General features: G+C 64.5%; 18 protein-coding genes. 5 read left to right on the top strand and 13 right to left on the bottom strand.

The annotated features are described in order from the left end of the window. The 5 genes from L858_RS0114095 to L858_RS0114075 all read left to right on the top strand — a co-directional run bounded on the left by L858_RS0114095 (window position 1) and on the right by L858_RS0114075 (window position 5,230). On the top strand, window positions 1-930 hold the full coding sequence (locus L858_RS0114095; RefSeq protein WP_022683800.1) for a hypothetical protein: 930 nt from the start codon (window positions 1-3) through the stop codon (window positions 928-930). 173 nt (window positions 931-1,103) lie between these two features. Then, entirely contained in the window at window positions 1,104-2,321 is a 1,218-nt protein-coding gene (locus L858_RS0114090; protein ID WP_022683799.1) for an argininosuccinate synthase, read from the top strand. A gap of 135 nt (window positions 2,322-2,456) precedes the next feature. Next, on the top strand, window positions 2,457-3,083 hold the full coding sequence (locus tag L858_RS0114085) for an EF-hand domain-containing protein (protein ID WP_022683798.1): 627 nt from the start codon (window positions 2,457-2,459) through the stop codon (window positions 3,081-3,083). 78 nt (window positions 3,084-3,161) lie between these two features. After that, a complete protein-coding gene (locus tag L858_RS0114080) occupies window positions 3,162-3,881 on the top strand; it encodes a response regulator (RefSeq protein ID WP_022683797.1) in 720 nt (239 codons plus the stop codon). Beyond that, complete coding sequence (locus L858_RS0114075) at window positions 3,878-5,230, top strand: ATP-binding protein (RefSeq protein WP_028056143.1); 1,353 nt, start codon at window positions 3,878-3,880, stop codon at window positions 5,228-5,230. The genes L858_RS0114080 and L858_RS0114075 overlap by 4 nt, the downstream gene beginning before the upstream one ends. Before the next feature lie 68 nt (window positions 5,231-5,298). Here the strand turns inward: L858_RS0114075 and L858_RS0114070 are convergent, their stop codons facing one another. The 13 genes from L858_RS0114070 to flgB form a co-directional block, all read right to left on the bottom strand. Continuing rightward, on the bottom strand, window positions 5,299-6,351 hold the full coding sequence (locus tag L858_RS0114070; protein WP_022683795.1) for a flagellar motor protein MotB: 1,053 nt from the start codon (window positions 6,349-6,351) through the stop codon (window positions 5,299-5,301). 3 nt (window positions 6,352-6,354) lie between these two features. Then, window positions 6,355-7,218 carry a flagellar motor stator protein MotA gene (gene motA / locus L858_RS0114065; RefSeq protein WP_022683794.1) on the bottom strand — a complete coding sequence of 288 codons (864 nt, stop codon included), beginning with the start codon at window positions 7,216-7,218 and terminating at the stop codon, window positions 6,355-6,357. A gap of 245 nt (window positions 7,219-7,463) precedes the next feature. Beyond that, window positions 7,464-8,309, bottom strand: coding sequence for a flagellin (locus tag L858_RS0114060; protein ID WP_022683793.1), 846 nt, complete (start codon window positions 8,307-8,309; stop codon window positions 7,464-7,466). Window positions 8,310-8,327: 18 nt separating this feature from the next. Beyond that, on the bottom strand, window positions 8,328-9,665 hold the full coding sequence (gene flgK, locus L858_RS0114055) for a flagellar hook-associated protein FlgK (protein ID WP_022683792.1): 1,338 nt from the start codon (window positions 9,663-9,665) through the stop codon (window positions 8,328-8,330). Continuing rightward, on the bottom strand, window positions 9,662-9,970 hold the full coding sequence (locus L858_RS0114050) for a rod-binding protein (protein WP_022683791.1): 309 nt from the start codon (window positions 9,968-9,970) through the stop codon (window positions 9,662-9,664). The genes flgK and L858_RS0114050 overlap by 4 nt, the downstream gene beginning before the upstream one ends. Beyond that, entirely contained in the window at window positions 9,970-11,082 is a 1,113-nt protein-coding gene (locus L858_RS0114045; protein WP_193742872.1) for a flagellar basal body P-ring protein FlgI, read from the bottom strand. Before L858_RS0114045 ends, L858_RS0114050 begins: the two co-directional genes overlap by 1 nt. A 17-nt stretch (window positions 11,083-11,099) precedes the next feature. Continuing rightward, window positions 11,100-11,777: a flagellar basal body L-ring protein FlgH gene (locus L858_RS0114040; protein ID WP_028056142.1), complete on the bottom strand. Its 678-nt coding sequence runs from the start codon at window positions 11,775-11,777 to the stop codon at window positions 11,100-11,102. 5 nt (window positions 11,778-11,782) lie between these two features. After that, entirely contained in the window at window positions 11,783-12,571 is a 789-nt protein-coding gene (gene flgG, locus L858_RS0114035; RefSeq protein WP_022683788.1) for a flagellar basal-body rod protein FlgG, read from the bottom strand. Between the two features lie 55 nt (window positions 12,572-12,626). After that, window positions 12,627-13,367, bottom strand: coding sequence for a flagellar basal body rod protein FlgF (locus L858_RS0114030; protein ID WP_022683787.1), 741 nt, complete (start codon window positions 13,365-13,367; stop codon window positions 12,627-12,629). Window positions 13,368-13,438: 71 nt separating this feature from the next. Beyond that, complete coding sequence (locus L858_RS0114025) at window positions 13,439-14,281, bottom strand: flagellar hook-basal body complex protein (protein WP_022683786.1); 843 nt, start codon at window positions 14,279-14,281, stop codon at window positions 13,439-13,441. 32 nt (window positions 14,282-14,313) lie between these two features. Next, window positions 14,314-14,970: a flagellar hook assembly protein FlgD gene (locus L858_RS0114020; protein WP_022683785.1), complete on the bottom strand. Its 657-nt coding sequence runs from the start codon at window positions 14,968-14,970 to the stop codon at window positions 14,314-14,316. After that, window positions 14,967-15,377, bottom strand: coding sequence for a flagellar basal body rod protein FlgC (gene flgC, locus L858_RS0114015; RefSeq protein ID WP_028056141.1), 411 nt, complete (start codon window positions 15,375-15,377; stop codon window positions 14,967-14,969). Before flgC ends, L858_RS0114020 begins: the two co-directional genes overlap by 4 nt. A 2-nt stretch (window positions 15,378-15,379) precedes the next feature. After that, the gene (gene flgB, locus L858_RS0114010) at window positions 15,380-15,748 is read right to left on the bottom strand and encodes a flagellar basal body rod protein FlgB (protein ID WP_022683783.1); all 369 of its coding nucleotides are present in this window, start codon (window positions 15,746-15,748) and stop codon (window positions 15,380-15,382) included. Between the last annotated feature and the right edge of the window lie 251 nt (window positions 15,749-15,999).

Raw genomic sequence — 15,999 nt, 5'->3', positions numbered from 1 at the left:
ATGCCTGGATTCAGCTCTTATGCTCGCCCGGCCGGAGCCGCGATTGCCGCTGTTCTGGCTCTTACGACCACGCCGTTGCTCGCGCAGACTGTTGTGGTCCCACCCGTACTCCCGGCGCCCGAAGCGCCCGCGCCCGCCGCTCAAGGCTTCGCTCCGGCCCAGCCGGTGGTGCAGCCCATCCCGTCCGTAGATGATCGGCTGAACGCAGCGATCGCAGCGTCCGAAGCGGAAGCCTCGACGGGTCCTTCTGAGACAAGATCCGCCGAGCCGCGCCGGACAAGTACCGCATCTGTCCCCGCCAAGAGAAGCACGGCGCCCGCTCGCGAAGCGCGTCTGGCCGCGGCGCCGCCGCCTCCCGCCGCTCGCGAGCCTGCCGCTCCGCAGATGCCCAGCGCTCCGGCAAGGGCAGGCAATCAGCCCGCACAGCCTGCTGTCGCGATCAACCCGGCCAAGCCATCCGATCAGTCCCTTTTCTGGGCTGCTGGCGGCGGTGCGCTGCTGCTGCTCGGCATCGGTGGCGCGGCGATGATGCGTCGGAGGGCCCGAGAAGTGGAACTGATCGAGGACGACATCGCTCCCGTTGCTTATGAGCCCGCAATGACGGTGGCCGATCCCGCACATATGGCCGAGCCTGTGATGCCGGCCCCCGCAACCTCTGCGCTGGCGCCGGAGCGCTCGCACGACAGCCTCGAAGCGATGGTTGCGGCGCCACCCAGTCCTGAAAACCCCTTCCGCACCCATGCAAAGCGCCTGACCCGCGCCCGGTTTCTGCTCGCTCGGCAGCAGCGGCGGGCTGCGCCGACAGCGGACCTCAATATAGCAGCGGCTCCTGCCAAGGCGCCGCAGTTCAGGCCTCAATCGAGCCAGACCGTCTACCGCTTCGGTTCGGATCGCAGTCGCAAGAACGCCTTCACGCCGCGCACCGGCTAGCGGCAGGGCGCCTGACGCATGGTGTAAGGGGACGTAGCGGTCGCGCTTGCGTCCCCTTTGGCATAGGCCTTCATGTCGACTCGGTTGCACTCACGGCCCTTGCCTGATACCGGCCCGCCGGTAATTTCAAGCGCCACGTTTACGGCCCGCTTCTACAGAAAGTCGCTGAACCCATGTCCGACAAGATCAACCGCATCGTCCTCGCCTTCTCCGGCGGCCTAGACACCAGCGTGATCCTGAAGTGGTTGCAGCAGACCTATCAATGCGAGGTGGTCACCTTCACCGCCGATCTCGGCCAGGGCGAGGAACTGGAGCCGGCCCGCGCCAAGGCGCGCCTGATGGGCGTCAAGGAAGAGCATATTTTCATCGACGACCTGCGCGAAGAATTTGTGAAGGACTATGTCTTCCCCATGATGCGCTCCAATGCGCTGTATGAGGGACTGTATCTGCTCGGCACGTCGATCGCCCGCCCGCTGATCGCCAAGCGGCAGATCGAGATTGCGAAGCAGGTCGGCGCTGACGCGGTGAGCCACGGTGCGACGGGCAAGGGCAATGACCAGGTCCGCTTCGAACTGGGCTATTACGGCCTCGCCCCCGACATCAAGGTGATCGCCCCTTGGCGCGAATGGGATTTGACCAGCCGCACCAAGCTGATCGAGTTCGCCGAAAAGCACCAGATTCCGATTCCTCGCGACAAGCGCGGCGAAAGCCCCTTCTCGACCGACGCGAACATGCTGCACACCAGCTCCGAGGGTAAGGTGCTGGAAGATCCGTGGGAAGAAACCCCGGACTATGTCTATTCGCGCACGGTGGATCCGGAGGATGCGCCCGACGCGCCGGAATATATCACGATGGATTTCGAGCGTGGTGACGGCGTCGCGATCAACGGCGTGGGCATGAGCCCCGCGACCCTGCTGGAAACTCTGAACGAATATGGCCGCAAGCACGGCATCGGCCGGCTCGATCTGGTCGAGAACCGCTTCGTCGGCATGAAGTCGCGCGGCATGTATGAAACGCCGGGCGGCACCATCTATCATCTCGCCCATCGGGGCATCGAGCAGCTGACGCTCGATCGGGGCGCTGCGCATCTGAAGGACGAACTGGCGCCGCGCTACGCCGAACTGGTCTATAACGGCTTCTGGTTCTCGCCTGAGCGCGAGATGCTGCAGGCGGCGATCGATCATAGTCAGGAGAAGGTGAGCGGCACCGTCCGGCTGAAGCTCTACAAGGGCGGCGTCTATGTCGTCGGCCGCAAGTCGCCCTACTCGCTCTACAGCGAGAAGGTGGTGACCTTCGAGGATGATGCGGGCGCCTATGATCAGCGCGATGCAGCGGGCTTCATCAAGCTCAATGCGCTGCGGCTCCGGTTGCTCGGACGGCGCGACCGCTGAGACAGGGTCGGTCGCCTACGATACAAATTGCGACAGTTTCGTGGGTGACATGACAAATTTGCGGGACAAAACTTGCCCATAAGCATCGTCAAGAACGGCGGATGTCGTTCGTGACAGATGTTTGAAGGAAGTACCATGATCCGCAAATTCATGACCACCGTGGCACTAGGCTCGCTGTTCGTCGGCGGGCTCGCCGCATCGCACCTTGCGCTTGCGCAGGACGGGCCGCGTCCTCAAGGGCGGGGCGGCATGCTGATGATGGCGGACGCCAACAAGGACGGCGCCGTCACCAAGGCTGAACTCACCACCGCGTTGAACGCGCGCTTCGCCAAATTGGACGCGAACCGGGACGGCAAGCTCGATACTGCCGACCGCGACCTGCTGCGCCAGCAGCGGCTCGATGCGCGCTTCGCGGCGCTGGACACCGACAAGAACGGGCAGATCAGCAAGGCCGAGTTCACCGCCGGTCATCAGGAACGCTTCGGGCGCGGCGATGCCGGCGGCAGGCGCGGCGGACCGGATGGCCATCATGGGCGTGGCGGGCACCACGGCCTTGGCCGGGGCATGATGTTCGGCGGCTCCGGCGAGGCTGGCGCCTCAGTCACGCGGGAACAGTTTCTCGCCCGCCCGATCGCCATGTTCGACAAGGCTGACACCAACAAGGACGGCAAGGTCACCGCTGACGAGATGAAGGCGGCGCGCCAGGCGATGCGCGACAGCTGGAAGGGGCGGAAAGGGCCGACTCCGCCGCCTGCCGATTGAAGCGATGCCAAGTGGTTGGAAGGGCGGGCTTAGCCTTCGCCCTTCCAACAGGCGGCCAGCCATGACAAGAAAACCGATATGAGCGAACGACCCCATTTGCTGCTCGTCGATGACGAGCGATCGATCCGCGAGCCGCTGGCGCAATATCTCTCCCGCAATGGCTTTCGTGTCACGGCGGTGGAAAATGCGGCGGAAGCGCGCACGCGGCTCAATGCCAATGCGATCGACCTCGTCATTCTGGACATCATGATGCCGGGCGAGGATGGCCTGTCGCTGTGCCGTCATATTCGCGAAACCAGCGAAATTCCCGTGATCCTGCTGACCGCCCGGTCGGAGGAGACGGACCGCATCGTCGGACTGGAAATGGGGGCGGACGATTATGTGCTGAAACCCTTCTCCCCACGCGAACTGGTCGCGCGTATCAAGGTGATCTTCCGGCGGGTGGCAGCCGGCGGCCAGCGTGTGACGGCGCCGGACGGTGCGACCTATGCCTTCGCCGGCTGGCTGCTCAAGACGCAGGAGCGCACGCTGGTGGACGAGGAGGGCGTATCGCTGCCGCTCTCCACGGCCGAATATAATCTGATGCTGGCCTTCGCGACCCGGCCCAATCAGGTGCTGAGCCGCGACCAGTTGCTCGACATCACGCAGGGACGGGAGGCGAACGCCTTCGACCGCGCGATCGACAATCAGATCAGCCGTCTCCGCAAGAAGATCGAACCCGACCCGAAAAATCCGATCCTGATCAAGACCGTGTGGGGGGGCGGCTACACGCTGGCCGCCGACGTGCGCAAGCTGTGAAGCGAGTGCGCCTCTGGCCCCGCAGCCTTGTCGGGCAGATCATCCTGCTGGTGGCGCTGGCGCTGTTCGTCGCGCAGGCGATCAATTTCGCACTGCTGCTGCGGGAGCGGACCCGCATCGAACTGACGTCCCAAACGGCGCCCGCCGTTTACCGGATCGTCGACGCGCTGGAGAATCGCGACCGGCGTAATTTCGATGACAGGGACCGCCGGGCACGGGTGCAATTCTTCACCGCTCGGCCGGCCGTGTCGGGACGCGCGCGCCCCGATGTAGAGCGGCGCGCGCAGGTCATGTTCGCCGATGTCGGGCTAGATGTCCGCTCCGTCCGCGTGGTCGAGGACAGGCGGCCGCCGCCGATGCGGGGCTGGGACAATTTCCGCCGGCGTGCCGACCGCGCGATGGCGCAAGACCGCCCCGTCGGCCGCCTTGTGATGGTCGCCGAATATGAGCCGGGCAAATGGGCCCTGACCCAATCGCGCCTTAACGGATCGTCGCCGCGCTTTGGTGGTTGGCTCGTCTGGCAGACGCTGATCCTCTACGCGATCGTGCTGGCGCCCCTGTTGTGGATAGGCCGGCGTCTGGCGCGACCGTTACGGCAGCTTACCGGTTCAGCCGAGCAGTTCGCCCGCACCGGCTTGGCCGACCCGGTGGAGGAGCGCGGGCCGGGCGACGTGCGGCAACTCACCATGGCCTTCAACGCGATGCGCAGCCGCATCATCGCGATGCTGGATGAGAAGGACCGGATGCTGGGCGCGATCGGCCATGATCTGCGTACCCCGCTTGCCTCCCTCCGCGTGCGCACCGAATCGGTGGAGGATGAGGCGGAGCGTGCCCGCATGTCCGAAACCATTGATGAGATGAATCGCATGTTGGAGGACATCTTGTCGCTGGCCCGCGCCGGGCGGAGCAGCGAGCCCGCGCAGAAGGTCGACCTCTCCGCTCTGGCGGACGCGGTGGTGGAGGATTTCGTGGAACTCGGCTCGCCCGCCGAAATGGCGGAGAGCGAGCGAGCCGTCGCCTCCGTCCGCCCGCAGCAGATCAGGCGAGCGCTGCGCAACCTGATCGAAAATGCCATCGTCTATGGCGAGCGCGCGCATGTCTCCGTGGCGCGGGAGGATGGCGCGGTTCTCCTCATGGTGGCCGATGACGGACCCGGCATCGCCGAGGATCGGATGGCCGAGATGATGGAGCCCTTCACCCGGCTGGAAGGGTCGCGCAACCGAGAGACAGGCGGCGCTGGCCTCGGCCTGGCACTGGTACGCGCGATCATGGCCGAGCATGGCGGCACGCTACGCCTCGCCAACCGGGCGCAGGGCGGTCTGGAGGCGAGTTTGGTCCTGCCGGCGTGATGCGCCAGAAACGTTACCTCACCCCGGGTGAAACCCGGGGCGACGAAAGATTTGCAGCTATGCGGCGGTCAATGCTTGCCGGGCTTGCTCGACGTCCCCGGGGCGGTCGGGTTGATCAGCTGGACCCCCGCAGGCAGTCCCGTGCCGCCCATGTCGATCTTGCGCGCTTCGGCACGCGCGATGGTTGCCGGATTATCCCGCTCCTTGATCGCCGCCCTGGTTTCGGCGTCCAGTCCCTCGTCCTCGCTGCCGCTGCCCCCGGGCGTCCAGCCGAGGATGATCGACATGCGCCGGTTGCGCGGGTCATAGGCGTTGCCCTTGGCGAAGGGCTCGCGGTCGGCCACACCCTCGATCCTGGCGAACTGCCCATTGGCGATGCCGCTTTCCGCCAGCGCCTTGCGCGTCGCCTCTGCACGGGCTGAGGAGAGCATCCAATTGTTCATCGACTGGCCTGAACTGTAGGGCAGGCCGTCGGTATGGCCGCGCACGATCAGCGGGTTGGGCATGGTGCGGATCGTCTGGGCTACCTCGCTCACCAGTTCGCGGGCCTGCGGCAGAAGCCGGTCCGTGCCCATCGCGAACATGGCGAAATCCGCCTCATCTATGAGGTCGATGCGCAGCCCTTCGCGCGTCTCGGTGAAGCGGACATTTTTCGCGAGCTTGTTGATGCCCTGGCGCTTTGCCATGCGGGCCTCCAACTCCTTCTTGATCCGCTCGAACTTGGCGCGGTCGGCTGCGCGGGTCGCCTTGCCGCCCTGATCCTTGGTGCCGCTGGCGTCGCGCGGGATGGTGATGGCGAGATTGCCCTGACCGCCGGTGGTCGGGTAATTTTCCTTGCTCATCATGCTGTCGCCGCCGAACAGGCCGGTTGAGCCAGCCGAGGCCATCTTCAGCTCGACCAAGGTAGGCGTGAAATAGTCGGCTAGGCCCTTGCGCTGCTTTTCGGTGGTCGCGCCCAGCAGCCACATCAGCAGGAAGAAGGCCATCATCGCCGTCACGAAGTCGGCATAGGCGACCTTCCACGCGCCGCCATGGTGACCGCCATGGCCGTCGACGATGATCTTCTTGACGATGATCGGCCGGGGTTCGGGCTCGTTCGCGCCTCGCTTCTTGTCCGCCATGGCTTATTTGCCCCGCATGCCGTCGAACACTTCGGCGAAGGCCGGCTGATTGGCGTGGGTGAGGCTGGAGCGCGCGGCTTCGATGACGAGCGGCTGTGGATGGCCGTGCAGCGAGGCGATGATGATCTGCTTGACGACATGGTACATCGACCCATCCGCCTCGATGACTGCGCGGCAGCGGTTGGCGAAGGGGTTGACCATGCCATAGGCGAGCAACACGCCAAGGAAGGTGCCGACCAGCGCCGAGCCGATCATGCCGCCCAGGATCGCCGGCGGCTGATCGATGGACCCCATGGTTTTGACCACGCCGAGCACCGCCGCGACGATACCCAAAGCAGGGAGCGCGTCGGCGAGCCCCTGAAGGTTGTCGGCAGGCTTCAGCGCCTCATGATGATGGGTCTTGAGGGCGTTATCCATCACCTCCTCGACCGCATGCGGATCGAGGGTGCCGGAGGAGACGACCACAAGGCGCAGCGTGTCGCTGATCAAGTGGATCAGCGTCTTGTCGCCCATCAGGCGGGGATATTCGGAAAAGATGGTGGAACTGGCCGGGTCTTCGATATGCGGTTCCAGCGCGACCGGTCCCTCGACGCGGAGGGTCTTCATCAGGCGCGAGACGAGGAAGATGCAGTCCAGAAAATCCTGCTTCTTGTATTTCGGCCCCTTGAAGACCTTGCCCAGGCCGCCGCCCAGCGCCTTGAGGTCAGCGCCCGAATTGCCGATGATGAGCGCGCCGACGGCCGCCCCGCCGATGATGATCATTTCATGGGGCAGGGCGTGCAGGACCGGGCCGATGTCGCCGCCTGTAAAGATGAAGCCGCCGAACACCATGGCGAGCAGCACGACCAGGCCGATGATTGCGAACATGATAACCCCTGAAAATTCCGCCCGAAGGCCCCGTCCCGATCAGCATCGCATGAAGACGCTCTCGAATGGTTAATACGGCTCGGCGCTCGTCTGATTTAAGGCGTCGCTCCGAAAAAAAGAGTGCGTCGCCAAGCCTTTGTTCGATCATGTTCCTGCGGATGCAGGAATCCAGTTCCGCCGTTCGAGTGGGCTCCGGCCTTCGCAGGAGCACGTGGCTCTTGGTTAACCCAAGGACCCGCCGCGGCTTACTTGATCAGGTCGAACAATGTTTGTTGGTTGATCCGAGCAAAGGCCGATTGCGCCGCATCCAGCTGGAGCAGCTTGGCCGAAACGGAGGAGATCACTTCCGTCAGATCGGTCGACTCCAGATCGGCACGCCGTTCCTTGAGGTCGATGCCGACGGTGGTCAGCCGCTGCTTGATGACGTCGAGCCGGTCGCCACGCACGCCCTGCTTGGTCTGTTCGACCACAACATGGTTCTGCCCCGCCTTGATCGCATCGAGGCCGCTGGCGATGTCGCTGTCGGTACCGGTTTCCAAAGCTGCGACGCTCTGCGCCAATATGGCGTCGATCGACATGGGCGTGCCGTTGACGTCGATCCCGGTGGATACTTCCTGCCGCGTGCCCACGACTGCCAGGTTGAGGCCGCGGCTGACGGGAACGAGGACGCTCTGCCCGTCATCGAACACCGGGTTGCCCTGATAATCCTTCTGGTTGAGCAGCGAATCGATCGTCGTGCGGATCGTCTTCATCTCCTCTGCATAGGCGGCGCGGCTTGAATTGTTCAGCGTGCCGTTGCGGGCCGACGTCATCAGCTCCTGCGCACGGGTGAGCAGCGTGTTGATCTCGCTGAGATTATCCTCCGCCGTGGCGGCGCGGGTCGAGCCGTAGCTGATATTGGCCTGCCAGGAGGCCTGCTGCGCCTGAGCGCGGCCGATGTCCGACACCTGCACCCAGGCGAGCGCGTTATCTGAAGGCTTGTTGAGCGTGACGCCGGTCGAGATGGCGGTCTGCCCCTCGACGATGCTTTGGGAAAGTTGCTGCTGCCGGCGGATTTCCGCGAGCATGATCTTGTTGGTGATGCCTACCATGGTTCAGCCCCTTGCCGCTCAGATGATCTGCAGGATCGCGTCGACGGTTTCCTTCGCCACCTGAAGGATCTTGGCGCAGCCCGAATAGGCTTGCTGGATGCGCAGCAGATCGGCCGCCTCCATGTCGAGATCGACGCCGCTCACCGCCTCTCGCGCAGCGACCGCCTGGTCGCTGCGGTTGCGGGCGGTGGTCTGTTCCGCCTTGGTCGAGGACAACAGATTGGCATGAGTGGCGATGAGCGAGGTCCAGCCCTGTTCGACGCTGCCGTTGCCGCGCAGGCTGGTGCCGGCGGTCAGCAGATTACCGTTCAGCGTGCCATCCGAAGATTTGGTCGCCAGCTGGGACGGGTCAGTGATGAGGGCAGCGACGTTGGCCGCGCCCCCGCCATAGGAGAGCAGCGGCGCCCCCGCTGTTCCTGCATCGGTCCGACCCTGCGCATGCCAGGCGTTCACGTCGGTGACGAACTGCTGCGCCAGCGTGTCCAGGCTGGTGCGCCGGTCCGTTACCGTCTGGGCAGCAGAGAAAAGGCCGCCCAAGGTACCATTGGCAGGCGCCGTGAGAGCCGTACCGCCGCTGGTCGCCAGCGCCAGCGTGCCGTTCGCGTTGACGCTCAGCGCCACGGGTGTCGCGTTGATGCCCTGCACCAGCGACTGGCCGTTGAAGCTGATCTGCGCCTGGTCGTGGGTGCCGAAGCTGATGTCGACGTTCAGATTCTCCGACAGGGAGAAGAGCGCTGCATCGCGGCTGTCGAGCAACTGGGCGTAGGCGGAGGTACCCGGCTGGGCGCGCAGCAGGCTGTTGTTGATGTCGGCGAGCTGCGAGAGCGACCGGTTGATCGTATCGACCGACGCCTGCGCTTCCGTCGCGATGCCGCTGGACACCTGAGCCAGATCGCCGGCGGTCTGATGAAAGGCATCAGCGATGCGGCTGATACTGTCCAGCGTCGTGACGCGCAGCGAGGTGTCGTTAGGACTGGCGGCCAGCTTGTCAATATTCTGGAACATTCCGGTCATCAGCCGACCGATGCCGGTTTCCGTGTCGTTGAGCGCCGTCTCCGAATCGGTCAGCCAGCGCAGCCGCGCCGTCGAACTGCCCAGCGCCATGCCGGTGTAGCGAACCGTCGCGTCCAGATAAGGGTCGGTAGCGCGGTTGACGCTGCTCACCTCCGTTCCGCCGAAATTGGCGCGGGAGATATAGGTCGCCATGGTCGCCGTGGATGAGCCGGACTCGACCGTGGTCACCGAACGGCGCGAATAGCCCTCGGTGCTGGCGTTAGCGATATTTTCCGACACCGCCGCCATGGCGGTGCGATAAGCCTTCGTGCCCGACGCGCCGATGATGAACAGGTCGCTCATTCGCCCTTGCTTTCAGGGGCGGCCGCAGGGCTCATCTTCGCGCCGAACTGGCGCATCAGCATCTCTGCGATGCCGAGCGTGCCCTTGCCCGCCATGCTGTCGGCGGTGCGCGCGTCGGCCATGTCGCGAAACTGATCGGTCGCGCTGGAGTCGCTGATCCCCTCGGCCAGGCTGGCGGAGCGCATCGCGCCCATCATCTGGCGCAGGAAGATCGCCTCGAACTGCTGCGCCGCCTTTGCCAGCGTCGCCTTGTCCGTTGCACCGCCCGCTGGCGTGCCTGTGGATGAAACCGCGTTGACCTGCATCACAACACCACCAATTCAGCCTTCATCGCGCCCGCCTGTTTCAAGGCTTCGAGGATCGCGACCATGTCCGCGGGGGAGGCGCCGATGGCGTTCACCGCCTTGACTATATCGGCCAAAGAGGCGCCACCTTTAAAATTGACCATCGGTTTTTTCTCCTGCTCGATCGAAATGGAGCTGGATTGTTCGACGGCGGTGCGCCCTTGGGAGAAGGGAGCGGGCTGGACGACGCGGGGCGATTCGTTGACGCTGACGGTCAATTTGCCATGCGCGACGGCCGCCGGATGGATTTTCACTGCGCCATTGATGACGACGGTGCCGGTGCGGGCGTTGACGATCACCTTGGCGGGCGCATCGGCCGGCGCGACCTCGATATTCTCGATCAGGCCCATCATCATGATGCGGTCGGCGCCGCCCGGCGCCGCGTCGATCGACACCGAAACGGCGTCCGTTGCGCGGGCGCGATGGTCGCCGAAGGTGCGATTGATGCCATCCGCCACACGCAGCGCCGTCGTCAGATCGGCTTCGGCGAGGTTGAAGGTCAAGGTGGGGCTCGTCTCAAAGCCTGTGGCGACCGCGCGCTCGACCGTGGCGCCGCCAGGAATGCGGCCGGCGGAGGGAATGTTGACTGATACCTGGCTGCCGTCGGCGCCGGAGACGCCGAGGCCACCGACGGCCAGATTACCCTGCGCCATGCCGTAAATCTCGTTATCCGCGCCGCGCAGAGGCGTCAGGATCAGCGTGCCGCCGCGTAGCGACTTGGCCTTGCCCAGCGCGGAGACGGTGACGTCCAGCCGCTGTCCCGGCTTGGCGAATGCGGGCAGGTCGGCCGTCACCAGCACCGCCGCTGCATTTTTGAGCGCCGGGTTGACCCCCTGCGGCAGCGTCAGGCCGAAGCGCGAGACGACACCCTTCATGCCCTGGGTCGCATAATCGAGGCTGTCATCGCCAGTGCCCGCAAGACCAACGACAATGCCATAGCCGGTAAGCTGGTTCGGCCGCACGCCCTGAAAGGTTCCAAGATCCTTGATCCGCTCCGCGCGCGCGGGAACGGTGATCATCCCTGCGACGGCCAAGCTGGTCAGGATCAGGAGGAAGCGAAACAGGCTGGCCATGGGACGGGTCCGTTCCATCAGAAGGGGCTGATCATGGAGAAGAAGCGCTGCAGCCAGCCCTGGCGGCTGGCGCGGGCGATTTCCCCCTTGCCGGTGTAGATGATCTTGGCGTCGGCCACGCGGGTCGAGGCGATGCGGTTATCCGGGCTGATGTCCGCCTGGCGCACCAGGCCGCTGATCTGGATATATTCGTCGCCCCGGTTCAGCGTCAGCGCCTTCTCACCCTTCACCAGCATGGTGCCGTTGGGATAGACTGCGGCGATCGTCACGGTGATCTCGCCGTTCAGCGCATTGGACTGGGTCGCATTGCCCTTGCCGGTGAAGGCGTTGCTGCCGCTCGATCCGATGTCGCTGGCGGAAAACAGCTTCGAGAGCGGCCCGGTGCTCGGCGGCGTCAGTGCGATGCTGCCGTTGCGGCTGGTATCGGCGCTGTTGCTCTTGGTCGCCTGCGTGCGTTCCACAAGAACGATTGTGATGATGTCGCCAACGCTTGTCGCCCGCGCGCCGCTCGTGAGCGGGGTATAGCCCATCGAGGCCTGGAAGATCGATCCGTTCGCCGGCGGAGCGGCAGGAGCGGCAACGACCGTCGGGGCAAAAAATTGCCGCTCGGCATCGCGCTTCTTGCCGGCCATTGCCGGGGAGGCGGCGAGAGCGATCACCGCGGCGCCGAGAAGGGTGGGAGCAAAGCGCATCATCGCGTTCACAGCTGCTGGTTGACGTACTGGAGCATCTCGTCCGTCGCCTTGATCATCTTGCTGTTCACCTCATAGGCGCGCTGCGTCTCGATCATGTCCACCAGTTCCTCGACGACATTGACGTTCGAGGTTTCGAGATAACCCGAGCGGATCGCGCCGCGGCCGTCCAACCCCGCGACGCCGACCTGCGGCGTGCCGCTGGCGGCGGTTTCGGTGAGCAGGTTGCCGCCGACCGATTGCAACCCCGCCGGGTTCATGAAGCTGGCAAGCTCGATCTGCCCGAGCTGAGTCGGTTCGCTCTGCCCTTGGAGCGTGGCGGAGACGGTGCCGTCATTGCCGATCGTGACGCCGGTCGCGCCTTCGGGCACGGTAATCTGCGGGATCAGCGGCAGGCCTTCGCTGGAAACGATCACGCCCTCGGCGGTCTGGCTGAAATTGCCGGCGCGGGTATAGGCGATGGTGCCGTCCGGGCGCTGCACCTGGAAATAGCCATTGCCTTCGACCGCCATGTCCAGCGCATTGCCGGTCTGGTTCAGCGTGCCCTGGGTGTTGATCTTGCTTGTGCCCTGCAGCGACACGCCCGAGCCGAGGTTGAGGCCCGTCGCAAATTTGTTTTCGCTGTCGGAATTCGCGCCGGCGGCGATCATCTGCTGATAGGCCAGCGTCTCGAAATCGGCGCGGTCGCGCTTGAAGCCGGTGGTGTTGACGTTCGCCAGGTTGTTGGCGATCACGCGCATCTTCGTATTCTGCGCGTCGAGGCCGGTGCGGGCGACATGAAGGGCGGCGTTGGTCATTTGCTATCTCCGTGACGCATGGTCATGCCCGCCTCGAAGCAAGCACCGTGCCAAATTAATCCAGACGCATCAGCGACGCGCCGCCATCGTCCAGCTGCTTGGCGGTGTCGATCAGCTTGACCTGTGTCTCCCACGCACGGCTGGCCTCGATCATCTGCACGAGCGCCGTCGTTGCATTGACGTTCGATCCCTCGACCGATCCTGAAGTCACCGTCGCGAGAGGATCCTGCGGCAGCACGCCGCCATTCGTCTCGCGAAACAGCCCGTCGGTGCCCTTGGCGATGCTGGAGCCGGTGGCGTTCACCAGCTTAAGACCATCGACCCGCTGCGGATTGGCAGGATCGCCGCCCTGCGGCACGCCCCAGATGCTGCCGTCGTGCGAGATGGTGACGCTGTCCATCTGCGGCAGGGTGATCGGCCCGCCTTCGCCAAGAACGGGCAGGCCGTCGCCGGTCGTCAGAAGGCCGCTGTCGCTGACCTTGAGGTCGCCCCGGCGGGTATAAGCTTCCTTGCCGTCCATCCCCTGAACCGCCAGCAGCGCGTCGCCGTTCATGGCGACGTCCAGCGGATTGCCGGTAGCGGTGACCGCGCCTTGCGCCATGTCGGCGGCGATCACCTGCTCCGAAGCCTGCGCCCGCGTGTCGAACGTGTCGCCCTTGATCCAGCGAGTCTCGGCATTGGCGATCTCCGCGCGAAAGCCAACGGTGTTGACGTTCGCGAGATTGTTGGAAATCGCCGCCTGCCGCGCCATCGCGCCGCGCATCGCGGTGAGTGCCGTGTTGACGAGCCGGTCCATGGGTCTGCCTTGTTCGTTTTGAGGGCGAGAAATAATCCGTCATCCCGCTTTCGCGGGAATGACGGATTATCTTAGGTGCGCATGTTCACGATGGTGGTCGACAGCGTGTTCGCCGCCTCGATAGCCTTCGAATTTGCCTGGAAGTTGCGCTGGGCCGAGATCAGGTTGACCAGTTCCTCGGTAATATCGACGTTCGACCGTTCCAGCGCGCCCGAACGGACCGAGCCGAACAGGCCGCTATTGCCCATGCCGAGCATTGGGGTGCCGCTTGCATTGGTGGCCGTCCAGTGCGCGTCGCCGCTCTGACGAAGCCCTTCCTGACTGTTGAAAGCGGCGATCGCGGTCGCGCCAAGATAGACGGTCGAACCATCGGCATAGACGCCGGTGATCTTGCCTTCTTCCGACACGCCGACGCTGGTCAGCTGGTTGCCGGTGCCGCCATCGGGCCAGTTGGTCGGGATCTTGAGGTCTGTGAGCGAGGTCGGCGTCAGCGTGCCGGTGACGGTCGGGGCGCCAGTGGTCGGATCAAGCGGCACGACCTGGAGCCGCGCGCCGGTGGTGTCGACGACGAAGCGGTCTTCCTGAACGGAAAAAGCGCCGTTGCGGGTATAGCCCACCTGATTGTCGGCGGTGCGCTTCACGGTGAAGAAGCCTTCGCCGGTGATGGCGAGGTCCAGCGTCTTGTCGGTAGTTTCGATCGTGCCCTGCGTGAACTGCTGGTTGATGCCCTGGGCGCGCACGCCCTGGCCCGCGACCTGCGTGGTGGTCTGCATCGGCGCGGCGGCGAAGATGTCGCCGAACACGGCCTTGCTCTTCTTGAACGCGGTGGAGTTCACGTTGGCGACATTGTTCGCCGTGGTCGAAAGGTCGGTCTGGGCGGCCTTGAGGCCGGAAAGCGAGATGTAGAAGGACATGGCGTTGCTCCTTGGGTGAAAGGATAGGTTGGCTAGGCGAGGGAAATGGCGTCGTTTGGCGAGTAGGTGCCCAGCGCGGTGATCAGCTTGGATGCGCTGCCGTCTGCGGGTGACTGGACGGCGGCGATCGTCGCCCAGCTGGCGACGCGGGAGGGGCTCGCATTATTGACGCGGATCTTGAGCGCGTCGGTCGCGACCGTTTCGCCCGCGTCATTCTTGCCGTCCCAATAGAAGTTGACGTCCCCGGCCGGCTGATTGCCGAGCTCAATCGTCTTCATGACATTGCCGTTGCCGTCGAGCAGGTCGACGGTCGCGCCGCTTGTCGCCTCCTTGAAGCTGACCTGGCCGACATACTGGCCGGCCGAGTCCGGGGCGACGATGTTGCTCTGCACCAGCATCGACTTGCCGATCCAGCTGGCCGCGTCGCCCAGGCGCGATCCGGTGAGCTGCGCAGTCAGCGTCTTGAGCGACTGGTTCATCTCCGCGATGCCGCTGCTGTTGGTGATGGTCGCCATCTGCGCCACCATCTGAGCGTTATCCACTGGCTCGAAAGGGTCCTGCGTCTGCATCTGGGCAGTTAGCAGGCGGAGAAAGTCCGCCTGGCCCATCTCCGACTTGCCGGTGCCGACCTTCCCATAGGGGTTATAGGTCGAAAGCCCCGCGCTGTCCGTGGCGGTCGTGGTCGTCATTTGCCGATCCTTATCGTTTCCAGCATCAGGGATTTGGCGGTGTTCAGCACCTGCACATTGTTCTGGTACATGCGCGCCGTCTCGATCATGTCGACCAGCTCAGCGCTGCTATCGACGGCGGCTTCCCAGACATCGCCATTCTTGTCGGCGAGCGGGTGATTGGGATCGTGGCGCTTGGTGGGCTGGGCGTCGGTGGTGAGGACGTTCGCCACCTTGACCGTCGAGACGCCGGGGCTGTCGGTGACCGATTGGAACACCGGCTTGATTGCGCGATAGGCTTCCGCCGCGCTGCCGGTGACATTGCCGGCATTCGCCATGTTGGAGGCGGTGGCGTTCAGGCGCACCAGCTGCGCGCTCATGGCGCGGCCGGCGATATCGAAGACATTCATAGGGCCGGAGCCGCTCATGCTCATTCTCCCTTCAGCGCGCGGGTGATGGTGTTGATGCGGCCCTCCAGAAAGGAGAGGGTCGTGCGATATTTGACGGCATTTTCAGCGAACAGCGTCTGTTCGGTGCTGAGTTCGACCGTGTTGCCGTCTAGGCTCGGCTGGAGCGGCACGCGATAGCCCATCGAGTCATCGACGGCCTGCGACACGTCGGCGGCGGACTTGCCCTGCTGGGTTGACGCTTCCTTCAGCGCGGACTCGAAATCGATGTCGCGCGCCTTGTATCCGGGCGTCGAGGCGTTCGCGATGTTGGACGCGAGCAGGGACAGACGCTGCGAGCGAAGCGCCAGCGCCTTTCCATGTATCCCGAACAATTCACTATCGACCGACATATCCGCCTTCCGTCTTTTTGCTTGGTCGCGACCTAAAGCTTCGTCGCCTCCCGCCGTTCTGAGGCCTGATGGCGTGAACAGCGGGTGATCCAGGCGGACATCAGCAAGAGCCGTGCCAATTTGCGTGGGTGACGCATCGGCAAGGGCTGAACGGCGGAAATCCGCGGGGTTGAGGAGGCTGGGCGGCAAAGGCGGCAAATATTTGCCGGTGGGTGGCAGGGCGTTGCCGCTCCCGTGCGAGCAGATGGTGG

The sequence above is a fragment of the Sphingobium bisphenolivorans genome (genome assembly GCF_000412635.1).
Lineage (GTDB): Bacteria > Pseudomonadota > Alphaproteobacteria > Sphingomonadales > Sphingomonadaceae > Sphingobium > Sphingobium bisphenolivorans.
Note: the sequence above shows the minus strand (reverse complement) of the source record. Positions and strands in the feature narration are given on the sequence as shown.